This window comes from Nonlabens sp. Asnod3-A02, from assembly GCF_045063755.1.
In the GTDB taxonomy this organism is placed as follows: domain Bacteria; phylum Bacteroidota; class Bacteroidia; order Flavobacteriales; family Flavobacteriaceae; genus Nonlabens; species Nonlabens xylanidelens.
Genome location: NZ_JBEFOC010000008.1, coordinates 216,115 through 237,377, shown reverse-complemented (window position 1 = coordinate 237,377; position 21,263 = coordinate 216,115). Strand labels below are relative to the sequence as shown.

At 35.9% G+C, this 21,263-nt stretch carries 13 protein-coding genes; 8 read left to right on the top strand and 5 right to left on the bottom strand.

The features are described 5' to 3' along the window. Positions 1-49 precede the first annotated feature (49 nt). Positions 50-526, top strand: a complete 477-nt coding sequence (gene greA, locus ACJJVN_RS11015; protein WP_104513946.1) for a transcription elongation factor GreA — start codon at positions 50-52, stop codon at positions 524-526. After that, positions 526-921 (top strand): HIT family protein, encoded by a 396-nt coding sequence (locus ACJJVN_RS11010; RefSeq protein WP_211289269.1) that lies wholly within the window; start codon positions 526-528, stop codon positions 919-921. The genes greA and ACJJVN_RS11010 overlap by 1 nt, the downstream gene beginning before the upstream one ends. Before the next feature lie 404 nt (positions 922-1,325). On the opposite strand, the gene ACJJVN_RS11005 is transcribed toward ACJJVN_RS11010, so the two are convergent. Beyond that, positions 1,326-1,775 carry a nucleoside deaminase gene (locus tag ACJJVN_RS11005; protein ID WP_104513944.1) on the bottom strand — a complete coding sequence of 150 codons (450 nt, stop codon included), beginning with the start codon at positions 1,773-1,775 and terminating at the stop codon, positions 1,326-1,328. A 111-nt stretch (positions 1,776-1,886) separates the two neighbouring features. Here ACJJVN_RS11005 and ACJJVN_RS11000 point away from each other — a divergent pair, with 111 nt between their 5' ends. The 3 genes from ACJJVN_RS11000 (at position 1,887) to ACJJVN_RS10990 (ending at position 5,197) form a co-directional block, all read left to right on the top strand. Then, complete coding sequence (locus ACJJVN_RS11000; protein WP_405378106.1) at positions 1,887-2,735, top strand: hypothetical protein; 849 nt, start codon at positions 1,887-1,889, stop codon at positions 2,733-2,735. Between the two features lie 45 nt (positions 2,736-2,780). Continuing rightward, complete coding sequence (locus tag ACJJVN_RS10995; protein ID WP_405378105.1) at positions 2,781-3,305, top strand: energy transducer TonB; 525 nt, start codon at positions 2,781-2,783, stop codon at positions 3,303-3,305. 128 nt (positions 3,306-3,433) lie between these two features. Further along, positions 3,434-5,197, top strand: a complete 1,764-nt coding sequence (locus ACJJVN_RS10990; RefSeq protein ID WP_405378104.1) for a 1-deoxy-D-xylulose-5-phosphate synthase — start codon at positions 3,434-3,436, stop codon at positions 5,195-5,197. Here the strand turns inward: ACJJVN_RS10990 and ACJJVN_RS10985 are convergent, their stop codons facing one another. Together ACJJVN_RS10985 and dgt are read right to left on the bottom strand one after the other, a co-directional pair. Further along, on the bottom strand, positions 5,198-8,014 hold the full coding sequence (locus tag ACJJVN_RS10985) for a T9SS type A sorting domain-containing protein (RefSeq protein WP_405378103.1): 2,817 nt from the start codon (positions 8,012-8,014) through the stop codon (positions 5,198-5,200). It lies immediately after the preceding gene. A gap of 49 nt (positions 8,015-8,063) precedes the next feature. Continuing rightward, positions 8,064-9,395: a dGTP triphosphohydrolase gene (gene dgt, locus ACJJVN_RS10980; RefSeq protein WP_405378102.1), complete on the bottom strand. Its 1,332-nt coding sequence runs from the start codon at positions 9,393-9,395 to the stop codon at positions 8,064-8,066. 173 nt (positions 9,396-9,568) lie between these two features. Here dgt and ACJJVN_RS10975 point away from each other — a divergent pair, with 173 nt between their 5' ends. The 3 genes from ACJJVN_RS10975 to ACJJVN_RS10965 all read left to right on the top strand — a co-directional run bounded on the left by ACJJVN_RS10975 (position 9,569) and on the right by ACJJVN_RS10965 (position 16,192). Continuing rightward, a complete protein-coding gene (locus tag ACJJVN_RS10975; protein WP_405370443.1) occupies positions 9,569-10,843 on the top strand; it encodes a hypothetical protein in 1,275 nt (424 codons plus the stop codon). A gap of 86 nt (positions 10,844-10,929) precedes the next feature. Continuing rightward, a complete protein-coding gene (locus ACJJVN_RS10970) occupies positions 10,930-13,746 on the top strand; it encodes a TonB-dependent receptor domain-containing protein (protein ID WP_405378101.1) in 2,817 nt (938 codons plus the stop codon). Between the two features lie 184 nt (positions 13,747-13,930). Continuing rightward, complete coding sequence (locus tag ACJJVN_RS10965; RefSeq protein WP_405378100.1) at positions 13,931-16,192, top strand: inorganic phosphate transporter; 2,262 nt, start codon at positions 13,931-13,933, stop codon at positions 16,190-16,192. A 352-nt stretch (positions 16,193-16,544) separates the two neighbouring features. Here the strand turns inward: ACJJVN_RS10965 and ACJJVN_RS10960 are convergent, their stop codons facing one another. Continuing rightward, entirely contained in the window at positions 16,545-20,084 is a 3,540-nt protein-coding gene (locus ACJJVN_RS10960; protein WP_405378099.1) for an efflux RND transporter permease subunit, read from the bottom strand. Between the two features lie 3 nt (positions 20,085-20,087). Further along, entirely contained in the window at positions 20,088-21,263 is a 1,176-nt protein-coding gene (locus tag ACJJVN_RS10955) for an efflux RND transporter periplasmic adaptor subunit (RefSeq protein ID WP_405378098.1), read from the bottom strand.

The window sequence follows — 21,263 nt, the reverse complement described above, 5'->3', positions numbered from 1 at the left end:
GCTTTCGCGAAAGCGGAACACAAACAACAACACTTAAAATTGAAAAGACATGAGTAACGTATCATATTATACAGAAGAAGGATTAAAAAAATTAAAGGACGAGTTAAAGCAACTTAAAGATGTGGAACGTCCTGCGGCATCCCAAGCCATTGCAGAGGCTCGTGATAAAGGTGATTTAAGTGAAAATGCAGAGTATGACGCAGCAAAGGAAGCTCAAGGAATGCTAGAAATGCGCATCTCACAATTAGATGCTATAGTTAGTAATGCGCGTATTATTGATGAGGACACGCTAGATCTTTCTAAGGTTTTAATTCATAGTACGGTTAAAATTAAAAACTTAAATAATAAAATGACTATGAATTACAAGCTAGTCGCACAGAGTGAGGCAGACGTAACTAAAGGTCACATATCTGTAGAGTCTCCTATAGGTAAGGCATTATTAGGTAAAGAAGTAGGTGAGGTGGCAGAGGCTGTTGTACCAGTAGGCACGATTAAGTTAGAAATCATGGAAATTACAAGAGACTAATTATGAGTGTTTTTACAAAAATTATTACTGGAGAAATACCTAGCTATAAAGTAGCAGAGAATGAAGATTTTATCGCTTTTTTAGACATCAACCCTAATGCACCAGGGCATACCTTATGTGTTCCTAAAAAAGAAGTGAATAAAATCTTTGATCTAGATAGCGAGACTTATTTTGATCTTATGGATTTTTCTAGAGAGGTAGCTCTTGCATTAAGAGAAGAGGTTACTTGCGAGCGTATAGGCATGTCGGTAATAGGACTAGAAGTGCCGCATGTACACGTGCATTTAATACCATTACGTGATATGGAAGATATGCGTTTTAGTAACAAAGTGAGCCTAAGTAAAGAAGAAATGCAGGATATCGCGACTCGTGTTAAAGCGCGTTTTGATTCATAATTGTATTGATAATGTGGTATTCATAGGTGCGGACTGAAGTCGGCACCTATGAATACCACATTTGTGATCAGGCTTTTCATTTCGCATACATTATACTCACGCCCATTTTCCAACATGACAATATCATAGTTCAAATTGCAATTTGAATCCTTGTCTAAAACAACAATGTCAACAACCAACTCTAATCTTCCACTTCGACATAACTCAGCGCATCGCCTCCAAAGAAAGACGGTAGTTTCTCTATTTCGTAACCTTATTGTCACAGCTCAAAATTTGGGTTTTCCCTCTGAGGGAAATGTCCGCAGGACAAAGGGTGTAGCGCGTGAGTGATCCATAACAGGTGATTTTTACTTCAGAAAAGGGATTCGTTAATCTGCCTTTTAGAAATACAATAAGAACTGTCTTTATTTAAGCCCTCTTTTCCTCACAAAAAACTCTTTCATCAACGTAGCACAAGGTTCTTCTAGAATTCCAGAAATCACTTTAGTCTTAGGATGTAACTGTGTTCCCATAGCTAGGTAACCACGTTGCACATCACTTGCAGCAAAAACTACAGTTCCTATTTGTGACCAGTATAAAGCACCGGCACACATCTGGCAAGGTTCTAAGGTTACATAGAGCGTACAATCTTTTAAATATTTACCACCTATAAAGCTAGATGCTGCGGTTATGGCTTGCATCTCTGCATGAGCAGTCACGTCTGTAAGTGTTTCTGTGAGGTTGTGACCTTTGGCTATGATTCTATTTTGCGCTACAATAACTGCGCCTACAGGAATTTCATTACGGTCAAAAGCAGCCTCAGCCTCCTGTAGCGCTTTTCTCATAAAATATTCATGGTCGTATGGTTCTATCATCGAGTAAAAATAAAGCTAAAAATAAAAGTAAAGGAATGGTTAGTTCTAAAAAGCTAGCAAAAAAAGGCAAGGCTTTTGATAAGGTTAAGAATCTAACTTAATACACTAATCATGAAAGAATATTATTCCTTCAAAATACCAGAGCCTTGTCACGAGGAATGGAATCAAATGACACCTTCTGCAAAAGGTAGATTTTGTTCTTCTTGTTCAACAACTGTTGTAGATTTTACTGATAAAACTCCACAAGAAATCAGTGATTACATGAAATTGCAAAATGGTAATCGAGTTTGTGGTAGAATGCAACAGCACAGACAAGACAAGATTATCATAAAAATACCATTAAGTGCTTTAAATAAGAAGACTACATTTTATCGCTCTTTTACCTGCGCATTATTACTAGTCATGGGAACTACCTTAATAAGTTGTAATAATAGTAACGGAAATAAACAAAAAATAGATGCCGTTGAAGTTATCGATCAAGAAGATGATTATTCAGAAGATATTGTGCCTATTATAGGGATGCTTGGACCGCCACCAGTCAGTCCAGTAGAGAATGAAGAAATTCCTGTGGTTCAAGGTATAATGATTACAAATGATGATTTAAACGAAGTGCCATTTGCGATAGTGGATAAAGTTCCAAAATATAAAGATACACCAGGACAACTATCTGAAAAGGAGTTGAAATCGTATTTTACAAAAAGGTTGACCCAAGAGATACGAAGGAATTTTAATACTAAAGTTATTGATTCTACATTAAAAGATCGCCATAAAATTGCGGTTCAATTTAAAATAGACACTACAGGAACAGTGGTTGATATTAAAGCTAAAGCGAGATATAAAGAATTGGAAAAAGAAACAGTTCGTGTATTGAATATGTTACCCCAGATTATACCAGGTGAACATAGAGGTGAAAAAACTACTGTGATTTATGTGTTACCTATCATTTTTGAGAATAGGTAGAACGGATCGAATAATTTCATTTAATTTTAAAATTAAATTGTTTTAATGATATCACTTTTTAGTAATTCTTTATTTTTTGTAATTGTAATAATGTTATCTAGCTGTTCTTCAGTAAGAACTAATGATTTTGATCAAAATAATGATCACAATACAATCGCAAAAAAATTAGATAGTGTTGATCAGTCTCAAGGTTATAAGCAGAACGTATTCCCTGAATTAATTGCAGATATTCCTTTTCTTTTTGTAAACAAAACACCTCGATTTAATGATGTTCCAGAAAGTATTTCAGAAAGAGATAATAGAAAATATTTTCAAGAAAAAGTAAAGGAACATTTAAAGAGTAACTTTAATAAAGATGTTACTGATCGGGACTTATTAATAAGAGATAAGGTAAAAGCTCAATTTATTATAGATGAATCAGGGGAAATCACAGAGATTCTTATAGTTGCAGAGAATTTAGCATTAGAAAAAGAATTCATTCGTGTCTTAAATATGTTGCCTAGGTTTGTTCCTGGTAAGCATAATGGTTGTAAAGTTAGAGTTCTGTATGCGGTAAGAGTTGATTTGTGATCAATAGATAAATGTTGAAGTGGAATCATAGTTAATATTGTTTAAAATTAGTGTTAGCTCAGTTGATTTTGTTTTTCAAAATTCATTTTCGAGTTCAGATTCAAGTTCATACGTCTTACCTTTGAAACATGGCTCAAAAACTACTTTCTAATATTAATTCTCCTGCTCATTTAAAGCAACTTCCTGAAGAGGATCTGGCTAGAGTCGCACAAGAATTAAGAGCTTTTATTATAGATGTAGTAGCTGCTAAAGAAGGACATCTAGGTGCAAGTCTAGGTGTGGTAGAACTGACTATAGCGTTGCATTATGTATTTAATACTCCAGACGATCAACTGGTTTGGGATGTTGGGCACCAGGCTTATGGACACAAGATTTTAACTGGTCGGAGAGATGTTTTTCATACCAATAGAGATCTAGGTGGTATATCTGGTTTTCCTAAAAGATCGGAGAGTGTTTACGATACCTTTGGGACAGGACATAGTTCTACTTCTATAAGTGCCGCTCTAGGAATGGCTATGGCTAGTGCTTTAAAGAAAGAAGATAGAAAACACATTGCTATAGTAGGTGATGCGAGTATTGCTAGCGGTATGGCTTTTGAAGCTTTAAACCATGCTGGCGTTAGTGGAGCTGATGTCCTAGTTATTCTCAATGACAACGCAATAGGAATAGACCCTAGTGTAGGTGCGCTTAAAGAATACCTGACCAAAACTAAATCTGGTAAAGAAACTGGTAGTGATAATATCTTTGAATCACTACACCTAGATTATTCTGGACCTATAGATGGACATGATTTACCGCTGTTAATTAAAGAGCTAAAAAGACAAAAAAGCTTAAAAGGACCTAGACTTTTACATGTGAGAACGGTAAAAGGTAAAGGACTTAAACAGGCAGAAATAGACCAAGTGCGTTACCACGCGCCAGGGAAGTTTGATAAAATCACAGGCGAAATTACACCTAGTGATACCAGTAAATTGCCTCCTAAATTTCAAGACGTTTTTGGACTTACCATAGTAGAACTTGCAAAGCAAAATGATCGCATTGTAGGTATTACTCCAGCGATGCCTACCGGTAGTTCCATGAAAATTATGATGGAAGAATTGCCAGATCGTGCCTTTGACGTAGGTATTGCAGAGCAGCATGCGGTAACGCTAGCCGCAGGAATGGCAACACAAGGATTAGTACCTTTTTGTAATGTGTATTCCACCTTTTTACAGCGAGCTTATGATCAGGTGATTCATGATGTAGCGTTGCAAAAACTGCCGGTGGTTTTCTGTCTAGATAGAGCAGGTATAGTAGGTAAAGATGGTGCGACACATCACGGTGTTTTTGACCTGGCTTATTTAAACTGTATACCAGACATGATTATCGCAGCACCTATGGATGCTGTAGAAATGAGAAATATGATGTTTACCGCTTCTCAAGGACTAGAGTTACCTATCGCAATCAGATACCCTCGTGGTCGTGGTAATATTGTGGACTGGCAGCAGCCTTTTACACTTATGGAAGTAGGTTCTTCTAGATTACTCCATGAAGGAAAAAAAATTGCGGTAATAAGCATAGGACCTATAGGGACTATAATTCAGGATGTAATAAAGGAAGAGCAGTTAAATATTACTCATTTAGATATTAGATTTTTAAAGCCTATAGATACTAGAGCTTTAGAATTAATTTTTAAAAATCACGATCACATTATTACCATTGAGGACGGTACGGTAGTCGGTGGATTAGGAAGTGTTGTTGGTGATCTCGCTTTCGCGAAAGCGTACCAAGGAAAAGTTCATAAACTAGGTATTCCAGATTCATTCATGGAACACGGCCCCACTGCCGATTTGCATAAAATTGCAGGAATCGATAAAGGGACCGTGTTGAAATTGATTAAAGAACTTCTTTAATTATTCAATTATAATTTTCTCTGTTTGCGTTTTGCCGTTTGAGCTAATTTTTACCAGGTAAAAGCCGCTTTTTAAATCGAGTTGTAACGCAGTTTCTGTAGTGCTTAAATTGCTTTTACTAATAAAAACTTTTTGCCCGCTTAAGTTATAGATCTCAATATTTGTGTTTACAAGATCTTCACTTGAAGTGATGTAAATGTTACCATTAGAAACGGTAGGGTAGATGTTAATACCTAAATCTGTTTTATCAACTCCGCTTATACTAAGAGTGTCAAATTTTCCTGTAAACATACCGCGTCCATGAGTAGTTGCTAGTATGGTGTTATCGCTAGTTCTTAAATCTAGGTCTACTACTTTTACGTTAGTCATACCGTTTATAAGCGGTTGCCATGTAGGGCTAGCGCTGTTAAAATTACTGGTGGCATAGATTCCCACCTCAGTACCTATAATAACCTCTCCTGGTAATAATGGATTAGGTAAAATAGTTTTTACAGGCATATCAGGTAGGTTACCTTCTTTGGCAGTCCATGTTGCACCAGCATCATTTGTGTACCATATATTCTCCACACCATAATTGTGCATGGTTACATAAATTTCTGACTCTGTTGCACCGAATTCTATATCAGACACACTACCTAAAAAGTTAGGTCCGGTTATACTAGTCCATATAGGATTTGCAGTATTTGCGCCTGTAACTTTTAATAATAATGAAAATTCTGTTCCTACCATTAAAGTAGAAGAACCTGATGTGTAAGGTGAGACCTTCATAGCGGTAGGTCTATTAGTAGAAATTAAACTATTAGTAATAGTCGTACAAACAGATGTGTTATTTAATAACTCACAAGTATCGATACCATTAGTACCATTAAAGTTTCTTGAGTTGGAGAATAAGTAATTAAGATTGCGATCTAGCTCTGCTACGTTAATAAAATCACCATCTGCGTTTGCGCCACCATCTGCACAACTTGCGGTAGCGATGCAATAAGCAAAATTATAACTAGGATAGCTGACTAGTCTATGGTTATTAAATTGAGATGTGATAACAGCATAGTTATCGTCACTATCTATTGCTACATGAGCACCATCGCCACCTAGAGCTTCTGTAAAATCATTTGCTCCTGGAGTGGCATTATTAATAGCTAGTGTTCCATTATCTTGTGCGCCACCTACTAGATTATCTCCATTAGAAAAATCAGAATCTATACTACCGTAGTAAAACTGAGTCACGTTATAACCATTATTTCTAGTTGATATAGATCCATTGTTGAAAGAAGCAGTATTAAGGCTGGATGCCCATGAGACACCGCCATCGCTACCTATAAGTGCCTGGTTAGAATCTGTAGGATGAAAACTCAATGTGTGAATGTCTGCATGTACAAATGGTGTGTTAATTGATTGCAGTCCGTTTGCGTTGATCCATTTTGATATTTGAGACCAAGAATTTCCTCCATCTGTAGATCTAAAACTGTCTATTCCTGCCGCATAAACGATTTGATCGTTAGTAGGATCTACTTCTATAACAAGATTATAAAATGCTTGTCCTCTAGCAAAATCAGTAGCAGATATAGAGTTGTCAGCGTCATCAGGTTCATTAATCGCAACGGTAGTTAATAAACCGTCATTACTAACTAATAGGTCTACAGCGCTGCCTTGTTGCAAGGCTACGTATAATAAATTAGGATTAGTTTTTGAGGCTGCGATTTCTACACGATCACCACCTCTAATCGTGCTTTGTACAGTCCAGTTGATTCCATCTGTAGATTTATAAAATCTACCGCCACCAGCATTTGTGCCAGGTACCGAGATGGTACCCATGTAAAGACTGTTGTCTGCGCCTATTTCAAAATCATTAGGAGCCACATAAAAAGTTTGCCCGCCAAAGAAATAGCCCATAGACGGATTCTCAATTCTCGACCAGTTTGCACCGCTATCAATACTGCGATAAAGTCCAGCGTTTTGTGCTCCTAAAACATTTACTGGATTTGAAATATTGAAGTTAGGCGATACGTAGTTGGTAGATCCTACGCCTACATACACTTCACTAATACCATTGTTGTTTCTAACGATTATATCATTAATAAAGAATATCCCAGCTGTAAATAAATCTGCCTGTCCACTACCTAGAGTTCCTTGTCCTGCAGGTGTGATGTTTACATTAGTCCATGTGGCACCACCGTCTGTAGTTTTATACAGTCCATTCCCTACCGCAGCACCTGCAGCATATTGCTCACCGGTACCTATGTAGAATGTCATAGAATCGTTAGGGTCTATAGCGTGTGCGCTCACGTTTAAGTTGGCAGCCAGTCCAGGCATGATGTTCCATGTGGAGGTAGGAGAGGTAATATCATCATTAACCCATAAACCACCACCTACACCACCGGCAAAAACACGGTTGTAATCTATGCCATCACCATTATTAACACCTACATCGTTAGGGTCATAAAATACTACTCGAGTTCTACCGCCTATATTAGATGGTCCTCTTTCTTCCCATGCTCTACCTGAAGATCCAGGTGCGCTTTTAGTAAAATTAGTAGCAATAGTCTCTACCTTATAAGGTGTAGGAATCCCAATGGTAGGATTCATACTTAATTCCCATACACGCTCATTATATGCATTAGGAGGCAGAGAAAGTGCTTTGCGCTCACTTCTAGAAAGTTTTATAGTCTCTTTATAAGGACTGTTTTCTACATATTGTTTGTGTAAATCCCTCGCTTTTTGAATAGAAGTGATATGCTCTGTTTTACTTAAAAAGTAATATGAACTAGCTGCTATAAAGCATAGAAGTATACTAGTTAAAAGTATTTTTTTATTCATGGTAAAGCAATTAAAGATTTAAAGGTAAGATAATTAAAAGTGGTTGCTTCTAGATCTTACCATTGATAATGTTGAAAAGAGCGATGGACTTACTGTCAGTTAATGATGCTACATAACCGCAAACATCTAGTATACGTTCATAATTTGTGGTACCACTTAACCTTAGCCCTTTACAAGATTTTAAAATAAGTTTGTCATAAGAGTCTTCTGTGTTATTAAGGCTATTTATACTAGCATTTACGGCAGCATCTAGTATGTCTTGTAAAATTTTATAACCAGCGACTTCTTTTTGAATGACCTCTTCGTTGTTATAAACCTTATCAATAGTAATAGCTAGTATGTCGTCTATTTGTGCTTTGTATGTGGATTTATCAGTAAGCGCATGTGGAAAAGTACCACTGAGTATCGCTTCTTCATTTTCCATAAATATAGAAATGCAGTCAGTAATTAAGTTGTTAATAGCTAGAGATCTTAGATAAGAAAGTCTTTCTGAAGTCGTAGAGAGCTGAGTGTAAATATCTGTTCTTATAGTATCTCTTACTAGTTTTATTAATTGCTCTAGCGCATGGTCTTCACTTATCCAGCCCAGATTGATACCGTCTTCAAAATCGATTATCGTATAACAAATATCATCTGCAGCTTCTACTAGGTAAGTAAGTGGGTGGCGGTAATGAGACTCTTCACTATCGGTATTGTTAAGGAGGCCTAGCTCGTTAACTACATCATTAAAATGATCTACATCTGCCTGAAAGATGCCGTATTTTTTCTGAGAAATATGCTTAGTAGGCCTGTGTGGTAAGGACTCTTTAGGGTATTTAATAAAAGCACCTAAGGTTGCATATGATAATCTCAATCCGCCAGAAGTTCCAGGACTATCGAGATTTAATAAACGATATCCATTTGCATTTCCCTCGTAGGAAAGTAGGTCTTGTTGTTGCTTTCGCGAAAGCGTACTTATCATCTTTGCTCCTCGCTCAGTTTTAAAATAACTGCCTATAGCCTTCTCACCACTATGTCCGAAAGGTGGGTTACCTATATCGTGAGCTAGGGCGGCTGCGGCTACTATCGCTCCAAAATCTTGTTGTTTATAACCGGACGCTACTAAGTCTGGATGCTTTTCTAGAATAAGTTTTCCTGCCATTCTACCTAGAGAGCGGCCTACAACGCTTACTTCTAAGCTGTGTGTGAGTCTAGTGTGTACAAAACCAGTCTGGCTTAAAGGGATGACCTGGGTTTTATCCTGTAGCGACCTGAAATGCTGTGAGAATATAACACGGTCATAATCTACTTCAAAGCCTAGTCTTAACTCATCTTGTTTTGCTCGAGGTCTAGGATGTGAATCGCCATATCTCTTTAATGATAATAATTGCTGCCAGTTCATTTAAAAGGAAATTTTGTGCAAGATAAATCAATAATTAAAACTCGATTTAACCTTTGGATAACACACTTAACAATAACTTAAACACTATTGGATTTTTGATAATCTGTTATTAACTTCTTTAACTAGTAATCTCGTTTTCTTTGCACCAGCAAACTCAAACAAAAAAACAAAAGATGAAAAAATTATTTATTTCAATGTTAGCTATAGCGGCATTTACTATTACTAGTTGTGATAGTGATGATGATACAGTAGTGTCAGGTCCAGATCTAAGCGATAATGTGATTACTGGAGTTATTTCTAGTGATAAGACATTAACAAACGATCGTATGTGGGAATTACAAGGTAGAACTACTGTTGAAAGTGGTGCAGTTCTTACTATTGAGCCAGGTACAATAATTAAAGGTTTGCAAGGGCAGGGTGCAAATGCATCTGTTCTTATTATAGCTAGAGGAGCGTCTATACAAGCAAATGGTACGGCTGCTAGCCCTATTGTTTTTACTAGTGTTGCAGATGATATTACTTTAGGTCAAACTGCAGGTTCTAATCTTACAGAAAATGATAGAGGATTATGGGGTGGTCTTATAGTTTTAGGTAATGCACCTAGTTCATTAAGAGGTGATGTAGATGCTGTACAAATAGAAGGTATACCTGCTAGTGATACTAACGGTTTATACGGTGGTACTAATGCGACTGATAATTCTGGTGTTTTAAATTATGTTTCTATACGTCACGGTGGTACAAATATCGGTGAAGGAAATGAAATCAACGGTTTAACATTAGGTGGTGTAGGTTCTGGAACTGTAATCTCTAATATTGAAGTTGTAGCAAATGTTGATGATGGTGTTGAGTTCTTTGGTGGAACTGTTAATGCAAGTAATATCTTTGTATGGGCTGTAGGTGATGATTCAATAGATATTGATCAAGCTTATTCTGGTACTATTACTAATACAGGTATCGTATTAGGAGATATATCTGACCACGCATTTGAAATAGATGGTCCTGAAGGATCTGCAACAGGTTCTTTTACTATAAATGATGCAACTATTTTTGGAAATACAAACACACCTAATGGTGAGTATGCTGACTATAGAAGTAGAGCGCAAGGTGCTACTAATAATGTATATGCAACTGGTTTTAAAGCATCAAGTGATGTTGAATTAGATAACAATGCTGTAGCTCAAAACTACCTAGATGGTAACTTAACTTTTTCTAACTGGGTGATTGATCTACCAACTGGTGTTGCAGCTGCAAACGAAGTATTTGTTGAAAAAGTAGGTTGTGCACAAAACTGTGATGATGAGGATGATTCTAACGATATAGCTGAATTAACTTTAACTTCTTTTACTAGTGATGCTGCTGCGTGGGCAACTTCAGGAACAACAGGAGGAGCTAACTTATCTGCATTCTCTTGGACATATGCAAATACTAAAGCTAACTTAGGTTTCTAGTTAAATAAAAAACCAATTATTAATGCTCATCATGATATAAAATCATGATGAGCATTTTTTCAATTTAAAGAAATAAATTTTCAATAATGCAAAATTCTAAAATTTTAGTGCTTGCCATGTTCCTTTTAGGTTCATTATTCTCATTTGGTCAAAATGGTACTTTGTCTGGTAAAATTATCGATGGAGATTTTAATGATGTGCTGGCCTTTGCAAACGTTGCGGTAAAAAATAGTAATTACGGGACTGCGACAGACTTTGACGGAAAGTATTCAATGGAAATGGCTCCAGGTACGTATACAGTTGTTTTTACTTTTGTTGGGTATAGTACTAAGGAGATAACTGATGTAATAATTAAGTCAGGTCAGGTGACAAATTTAGAGGTAACATTAACATCTGCTGCAGATGCTTTAGACAGCGTGGTAATTACTGTAACAAAAAGACAAAATTCTGAAAAAGCAGTTTTAGATGTTCAGAAAAATGCAACTGTAGTATTAGATGGTTTATCCTCTGAGTCTATTAAGAAATCTGGATCTTCTTCTGTAGCTAGTGCTGTAAAAGCTGTTCCTGGTGTATCAGTTCAAGATGGGAAATTTGTTTATGTAAGAGGTCTGGGAGATCGTTATACTAAAACACTTTTAAATGGTATGGAGGTACCAGGTCTTGATCCTGATAGAAATGCATTGCAATTAGATATTTTTCCTACAGGTGTTATTGAAAACTTGCAAGTGAAAAAATCTGCAACGGCAGATCTAACGGCAGATTTCACAGGTGGAATAGTTGATATTTTAACTAAAGATATCCCTTCTAGTGAGGAGTATGCCATAAGTTTAAGTTTGGGTTATAATCCAGACATGCACTTTAATGATGACTATTTAAGTTACAATGGAAGTAGTACTGATTTTTTAGGTTTTGATAATGGAGATAGAGACTCACCTATCGCTATTGGAACACCTATTCCTTTATTACAACAAGATGGAACATTTGTTAGAGCTTTAACTCAAAGTTTCAATCCAGAGCTTGCTGCGATGAAAGAGAAAAGTTTTATGGATTACGGTTTTAGTTTTGCTGCAGGTAATAAATTTAAGTTTGAAAACGGTAATGCCTTAGGATTTACAGCATCCTTAGCTTACAAAAATGATACAGAATTTTATGACAACTATATCGACGGTCAGATTTTTAGAAAGAGCGCAGACTCAAGTAATAATAATCCTGTAGTAGGTAGGACACAGCAAGGTGCACTAGGAACAAATAATGTGTTGCTTAATGGGTTATTAGGTTTAACTTATAAAACGGAATTGTCTAAATATAGATTTAATGTACTCCATATTCAGAATGGTGAGTCTAATGCAGCATTAATATTTCAGGAAAACTCAGAACGTTCATCTAATCAAATAAAGAAAGATGTACTTACTTATACAGAAAGGTCTTTAACAAATGTGTTGTTCTCTGGAGAGCATAATAATAAGGATGGGTCTTGGAAAACTGAATGGAAACTATCTCCTACTTTGTCTCGTGTAGACGATAAAGACTTTAGAACTACACCGTTTAGAATCGATGGAGGAGTGCCTACAATAGAACCATCTGAAGCAGGTGATCCAACAAGATTGTTTAGAGAATTAGAAGAGATAAATTTAGCTTCTAGAATTGATGTTACAAAAAGGCATACTTTATTTGGAGAACCAGCAAAACTTACTTTTGGTGGTGGGTACACTTACAAGAACAGAGATTTTGCCGTAGATCAATATTCTTTTATCTTACAAAACTTCCAAAGTTCTGAATTTAATGGTGATCCAAATGAAATTTTAAATCCTGATAATATTTACAATCCTTCTACTGGTTCAGGAGTTGCGGTTAGATCAGATTTTAACATTACAAACAACTTTGATTCTAAAATATCTATAGCAAGTGCTTATGTGTCAGATGAATTTCAATTAACCGATCGTCTTAAATCCATCATCGGTGTTAGATTTGAGAAATTTGATCTAAGTTATTCTGGTCAAAATCAACAAGGAGTCGTGTCAGTAGATACTAAGTTTATTGATAAAGCAGATTTCTTCCCTAGTTTAAACCTTATTTATGATCTAGATGATACTAGGAGCTTTAAATTAAGGGGTTCTTATTCTAGAACTACTGCAAGACCATCGTTTAAAGAAGCGTCAGATGCTGAAATTTTTGATCCTGTTTCTAACTTTTTCTTTATAGGTAACAGGGATATTCAACCTACTTATATTGATAACATGGATTTAAGAATTGAAAAGTATGGTAATGGGAGTGACTTCTACGCAATAAGTGGTTTCTACAAAGACTTTACTGATCCTATCGAGTTGAGTTTTATCCGTGAGGCAGAAGGTCAATTTACACCATTGAATTTAGGTAACGCAACTGTTTTTGGTGCAGAATTTGAGGTGAGAAAGAACTTAGGTTTCTTGACAAGTGTTTTAAATAATTTTAATGCTTCTGTGAATGTTTCTATCATTGAGTCTAGACAAAATTATAGTGAAGATGAAGAGGCAAATAGAACAGCTACATTGCGTGATGGACAGACCTTAGATGATACAAGGCCTTTACAAGGTCAGTCTCCTTATTTAGTAAATGCAGGTTTAGTTTATGAAACTGAAAATAGTCTTAGAGTAGGTGCTTTCTTTAACGTTCAAGGTAGAACACTTGAGATTGTAGGATCTGGTGATATTCCAGATGTTTATACTTTACCATTTAATTCTCTTAATATTACTGCTAGTAAAACTTTTGGAGATAAAATAAAGCAAACGATAGGCTTTAAAATAGAAAACATATTAGGAGATGATAAGGAAAGTGAATACGATTTCTTTGGATCTGATAATCGTACGTTCTCTTTACGTAGTCCAGAGACATCATTCTCTCTTAATTATGGAATTAAATTCTAAACTATAATTAGAAATATTTTTTTAAAAGGCTGCTCTATCGAGTAGCCTTTTTTGCGTTTATAAGATAGTGTTTGTTTCGCTTTCGCGAAAGCGGTGTTGATAAACTAGGGGAATATTAATAACAGTAGCATAACATTTGAAATACTTATATAGCCGACTTTTGCAAGTTGAATAAAACAACGTAATGTCTGATATTTATATATACATGCTTATCATCCTTGCTGGACTGGCTATTACCGACCTGGTAGTAGGAGTAAGCAACGATGCTGTTAACTTTTTAAATAGTGCGATAGGTTCTAAAGCGATTAACTTTAAAACCATTATGATTATCGCAAGTATAGGTATAGCCTTTGGGGCGATGTCTTCTAGTGGTATGATGGAGGTTGCTCGCAAAGGTATCTTTGTCCCTGGAGAATTCTTTTTTGATGAGGTCATGATCATCTTTATGGCTGTGATGATTACCGATATTCTACTGCTCGATTTCTTTAATAGTATAGGTTTGCCTACCTCTACTACGGTTTCTATCGTATTTGAATTACTAGGTGCAGCCGTATGTATGTCTGTAATAAAAATCAATGGAAATGAGGCAGAATCACTTCTTGATCTAGGTAAATATATCGCTACAGATACTGCTATAGAGATTATATTAGGGATATTACTATCTGTAGTAGTAGCCTTTATTATAGGTGGACTGGTACAGTTCTTTTCTAGATTGCTACTTACTTTTGATTATGAAGGAAGACCTCCTTTTCTTGCCGCACTTTTTGGTGGTGTGTCACTTACTAGCTTGTTTTACTTTATCATTTTTAAAGGACTTAAAGGAGCAGATCTAGGAGTGGTGACTGAGTTTATAGGCAGTACAGATGTCTATACTTTTATAGGAGTTACCTTTTTATTCTGGACGGCATTTAGTTTTGTTTATGTATTCTTAATTAAATGGGATGTTTATAAACTGATTATTATCCTGGGAACATTTGGTCTAGCAATGGCATTTGCAGGTAATGATCTAGTAAACTTTATAGGTGTGCCTATCGGTGCATATCAGGCATGGGAATTTGCTGAGGGAACTGGTCTTAAAGCTAGTGAGATTAACATGAGCTTTTTGAGTGGTAAGCTACCTTCTAATAAATTGTTACTAGTAGCAGCAGGTTTAATAATGGTGGCAACACTATGGTTTTCTTCAAAGGCGCAAGCGGTTGTAAAAACATCTGTAGACCTAGCGAGACAAGATTCTGGTACAGAGCGTTTTCAATCTAATTTTTTATCTAGAATTTTAGTAAGATATTCTATCGTGGCTGCAGACGGTGTACAACGTATTTTACCAGACACTGCATCTAATTTTATATCTTCTAGATTTGAAAAACTACCGGTGCCTACGGTGGTGCCTAAACATGCAGATAAACCAGCGTTTGATTATGTGCGAGCATCTGTAAATTTAATGGTAGCTAGTGTATTGATCTCGATTGCGACATCTTATAAATTACCACTTTCTACTACTTATGTAACTTTTATGGTAGCGATGGGAACATCTCTAGCAGATAGAGCTTGGGGTACAGAAAGTGCTGTGTATAGAATAGCTGGTGTACTTAATGTAATAGGTGGATGGTTCTTTACAGCCTTCAGTGCATTTACGGCTGCGGCTGTATTTGCTTACCTTATTTATTTAGGTGGCATGTATGCAGTGGTTGCTCTAGTAACAATTGCAGTTTTGTTAATTATACGTAGTTTTATAGGGCATAAAAAATCCCAACAAGAACAAAAGGTAACAGATCAATTACAAAAAGCTGAAAGCAAAACGATACAGGGTATTATTGATGAGAGCTCTGATAATGTTGCTACTGTGTTTAAACGTTCTAAGCGTATTTATAAAAACACACTAGATGGACTTATTGCACAAGATCTAGCTATTTTAAAAACGTCTAAGAAAGAGAGTAAGAAATTAAGCGGTGAGATAGATGATCTACGTAATAACATTTTCTTTTTTATCAAAAACCTTGATGAACACAACCTAGGAGCAAGTAAATTTTACATTGATGTTTTAGGTAATCTTCAAGATGTATCTCAATCACTCGATTACATTTCTAAGGCGAGTAACACGCACATAAGCAATAATCACAAGAGTCTTAAATTTAATCAGATAAAAGACTTAAAGGAAATTATATTGCGTATTCACGAAATATTTAATGATGCACAAGAGACCTTTACTACAAAGGATTTCAGTAATCTAGGGGCTATTATCGTAGAGCAAAGAGAGCTGATTACTCTAGTAGATGAAAAAATAAACAAGCAGGTAAAACGTACTAAGGATGACGAAGAATCTCCTAAGAACACCACGCTTTACTTCAGTCTGTTGTTAGAAACTAGAGATCTAATGAATGAAACTATTCAAATAGCAGAGCAGTATTATCTAGAGTATGATGCTTCTAAATTTGAACCTGAGAATTAATAACACAATTTTCCAAGTATAAAAAACCGACTCTAATCAGTCGGTTTTTTTATGTCCGATACTTAGACTCTTTTGGAGCATATTTAATAGGGTTGTTGTTGTTGTTGTTGTTGTTGTTGTTGTTGTTGTTGTTGTTGTTGTTGTTGTTGTCCCGCTTTCGCGAAAGCGGAATAGACATATGGCCTTATCCTTTAAATAAAGTCCTGTCCTTACATGAAACCTATAATGTAGTTACCTAGTTGTAGCGTCGTCTATATATGCTTAATAAAGGTAAGATTTGAGCATTAAAAAAGGTGCTTACTTTGTAGTAAACACCTTTTCATTTGTAAATAATAAGAGTTATCTCTGTTGTTTATTCTTCTTCGTTAGTTGTGCTAGAAGACTCAGATTTGTCCATTTCAACAAGTTCAGGATTCTTGTATCTTAAAATTCTTAATTTTAATCTATGTACTAAGTACAATAAGATAGGGACAATAATTAAGGTTAAGAATGTAGCAAATAATAATCCGAAGATTACGGTCCATGCAAGTGGTCCCCAGAAGATTACATTATCTCCACCCATATAGATTTTTGCGTCTGCCTCGCTAAAAAGACTGAAGAAATCTATGTTGAAACCTATCGCTAGTGGTATAAGACCTAGTACGGTAGTGATAGCTGTAAGTAGTACAGGACGTAAACGTGCTTTACCTGCTTGTACAATCGCTTTATAAGAGTCTTCTTTGCTTATAAGGTGCTTATCGTCATCGATACCTAGTTCTTCTCTTCTACGTAGTTTTAAGATGTCTACATAATCAATAAGTACCACACTGTTATTTACCACAATACCTGCTAGAGATATAATCCCCATCATGGTCATCATAATGACAAATGGCCATCCTGTTACCATAAGTCCTAAGAATACACCTATGAAACTCAAGAATATAGAAACCATGATAATAGTAGGTTTTGAAATACCACCGAATTGGAATATCAAAATAAAGAAGATCAATGCTAGACCTACCATAAGCGCGGTCATCAAGAACGCTTGTTGCTTATTTTGTTCTTCTAATTGTCCTGTGTAATCTATTTTAATAGTATCTGATAAACCTTCAAAATCTAACATCTCGTTTTGAATTTGAGCAACTGCAGCACCTGCATCACTGAATCCTGGTTTTAAAGCACTGTAAACGGTAACAACTCGCTTGTTATTTTTATGTTTAATGGCACTAAATCCAGATACATTTTCTTGAGTAGTAACAGCATTTACCGGTATTTCTAGAACCTGACCAGTAGCCATGTCTCTATAGGTAATGCGCTGATTAAATAATGAACTGCGGTCATAACGATTCTCTTCATTAAAACGCACGTAGATGTCATAATCCTCACCGTCCTTTTTATAAACACCTGCTTTCTCTCCAAAAATAGATCTACGTAGTTGCATACCTACCTGACTAGCGCTTATGCCTAATTCTCCGGCTTTTTCACGATCTACTTTTACTTGTACTGCAGGCTTGCTTTTATTTACATCTATCTTAAGTTCGTCTACAGGGGCGATGTTTTTTTCATTTAAGAATTTCACCATACGCTCTGCAGTAACAATTAGTTCTTCATAATCATCACCTTGTAATTCTACGTTTATAGGATATCCTGCTGGTGGCCCAGCAGCATCTTTTTCTACACTTATGGCAATACCAGGGAATTTACCTTGTATAGCTTCTTGTATCTTTTTACGTAAAATCTCACTATCGGCACCATTACGGTACTTGTATTCTCGCATGGATGCAGTGATTTTACCTTTGTTAGGCATCTCTGCACTACTACCACCATCAGTTTGAGGGTTTCCAGCACCTTCACCTACTTGCGATACAGCACTTTCTACTAAGAAGTTCTCACCATCTTCTATATACATCTCTTCATTAATCACATCATAAACGATGTTCTCAATATCTTGGGTTGTTCTATTGGTTTTGGCAATAGATGTTCCTTGTGGGTACTCTATGTAAACCATGATCTGGTTAGGTTTGTTCTCTGGGAAGAACTCTACTTTAGTACGACCAGTACCTACAGACCAACCGAAATACATGAATAGAACGCCAAAAAACATAACTACCATTCCAGCAGTAAAGAAATATGGTTTCTTACCTCTTAAGGCAAATTTTAAGAAACGTTCATAAATATTATCTAACCATCTCAGTATTCTACGTTGAAAGAATAGTGTCGATTTTTTAATGAAATATTTATATAACCACAGTAGAATAACGGTTACTACCATTACAGACCCTAGTCCTCTTATGGCACCACCAAAAAGTAAAATCAGTAAACCTATTCCACCCATTACAGCTGTGATAAGTAACAGTTTCTTTACCGGTATCACCTTCTCGTCTATACTCATATATTTTGAAACTAACATAGAGTTAAAGAGAATAGCAACTACTAGTGAACTACCTAATACCACAGATAGCGTGATAGGGAAGTACTTCATAAATTCTCCCATTACACCAGGCCATAAACCTATAGGTACAAAGGCTGCTACAGTGGTAAGAGTAGAAATGATAATAGGTACAGCGATCTCACCGATTCCTATTTTTGCCGCTTTAATGCGTGACATACCTTCTTCGTCCATTAAACGATAGACATTTTCTACCACCACAATACCGTTGTCAACGAGCATTCCCAGTCCCATAATCATGGCAAAAAGAATCATCGTGTTTAATGTATAACCTAATAAATTAAGGATTATAAAACTCATTAACATAGACATAGGAATAGCAAACCCAACAAAAAGGGCGTTTCTAAAACCTAAGAAAAACATCAATACAGTTACCACTAGAATCACACCAAAAATGATGTTATTTACCAGATCATCTACCTTATTAAGGGTGCGATTTGCACCATCATTTGTGATAGTAATTTCTATATTTTCAGGAATTCTTCCGTCTTCTTGAGATGCTTTTACTATCTCTCTAATACTTTCTGAAGCAGTAATCATGTTCTTACCAGATGACTTCTTGATATCTATCATCACGACAGCATCTCCAGATTCTCTAGCATAGGTAGTTTTATCTTCTTCTTTAAAGCTTACCTCAGCAATATCTTTTAAATATATAGGACCGTTTTCATTTTTAACTACAAAACGTTCTAATTGATTAGGTTGTGTAATTTCACCTAAAATTCTAATAGTACGTCTTTGATTTTCTGTTTTAATGTTACCAGCACTCATTGTAGCATTTCCACCACGTACTGCATTAATAACGTTATCAAAACTCACCTTTGCAGCAGTCATTTTATAAATGTCTACTGCTACTTCTACCTCTAGCTCTTGTGCACCTCTTATACTTGCTTCCTTAATTTCTTGTAGACTTTCTATCTCGTCTTCTAGATATTCAGCAAATACTTTAAGTTCTCTAACCGTATAATCACCACGCAGGTTAATATTCATGATAGGTACCTCTTCACTCATTTTGAGGTCAAAGACGTTAGGTTCAATTTTAGCACCGTTAAAAGTAGGCCAGTCCTCATTAGATGTTTCTACATCTAACTCATCCTTAACTTTCTGTTTTGCCGCCTCTACAGTAATACTGCTACCTAATAGAGATCCTTCTTCAAATTCTACTGTTATGATAGAATAGTCTTCTTGAGATGTAGAAAGAACCTCTGCAACACCAGATATGTTCTTTAATCTATCCTCTAGTGGATCTGTTATTAATCTTTCAATATCCTCGGCAGTGTTACCAGGGTAAACACTAGAGATATAAATTTTTGTTTCTTTAACCTCTGGAAAATCCTCTCGAGGCATAGAAAAATAACCCTGAACTCCTAGAACAAGTACAAGACCTATAAGAATCCATATTACCGTGGGGTTATTGATCGCCCATGAGGAAAATCCAAACTCTTTTTCACTTTTCTTTCCCATGACTTAGGCTTTTTTTATTCTAATTTGTTGGTCTTCTTTTACACTACGAGCACCTTCAATTATAATGTTATCTCCTTTTTCCAGACCGCTAGTAATTTCTATCATATTTGCACTAGGTTTACCAGTTGTAATAAGTCTTCTTTTTGCGACAGCCGTTTTGTATTGGTCACCATCTTTTAAGTCTGCAGCTATCATGATGTATTGATCACCATTTTGATTTTCACTTATAACCGCAAGAGGTATTAAGATAGCCTCTTCACTTGTGTAGTCGTTAATCTTTAATCTAGCAGTTAGATTAGGTTTGATATTTCCTTCTTTATTATCTACAGGAATTTCAATTTTAAAAGATCGGTTTGCAGGGTTGATAAAAGAACTAGTCTGACGTACTTTGCTATTAACAGACTTACCTAACATAGGGAACTCTACCATTACTTCAGTTCCTTTTTGAATAGAAGAGATATAGTTTTCTGGTACTTCTACATCGATATACATGTCTTTAAGGTTCACAATTCTAATAAGCGGTGTCATTCCTGGAGATACTGTGTTACCTTGTTCTGTAATCACATCGTCAATTACACCAGAGAACGGAGCTGTTACTATTGTTTTAGCCAGTTGTTGTTGCATGGATCTAATAGCATTTTGTTGAGATTCATATCCAGCCTTTGCTTGTAAATACTGAATTTCAGAACCTATTTTTTGATTCCATAGTCTTTCCTGACGTTCATAAGTAGTTTTAGCAAGTTGTGCTTGTACTTTCATTTGCTCAATATTTTGAGCGATACCACCATCGTCTATTCTTGCAAGACGCTGTCCTTTAGAAACACGCTGTCCTTCCTTAACATAAACGTTAGTTAATATACCACCCATTTCTGGCATTAAAGTGATATTCTGTTTAGTGTCTACGTTACCTTGTAACTCTATATAGTGGTTGTACACGGTGTCGTTAACAGTTTCTATACTAACTAGAGCACCATCTTTTTTAATTGTGTTCTTATCTAGATATTTTTCAATGGCTTTTATCTCTGTTTCCAGTTCTTTCTTTTCATTAAGTAACTCTGTTTTCTTTTGAGAGATAACCTTTGTGTCTCCAGTAGCGATTAACTCGTCTATGGTTGGTTCTTTATCACCACATGAGGTGAGAATAAAAAGGCCTATAAATAGTATGCTTAATTTTTTCAT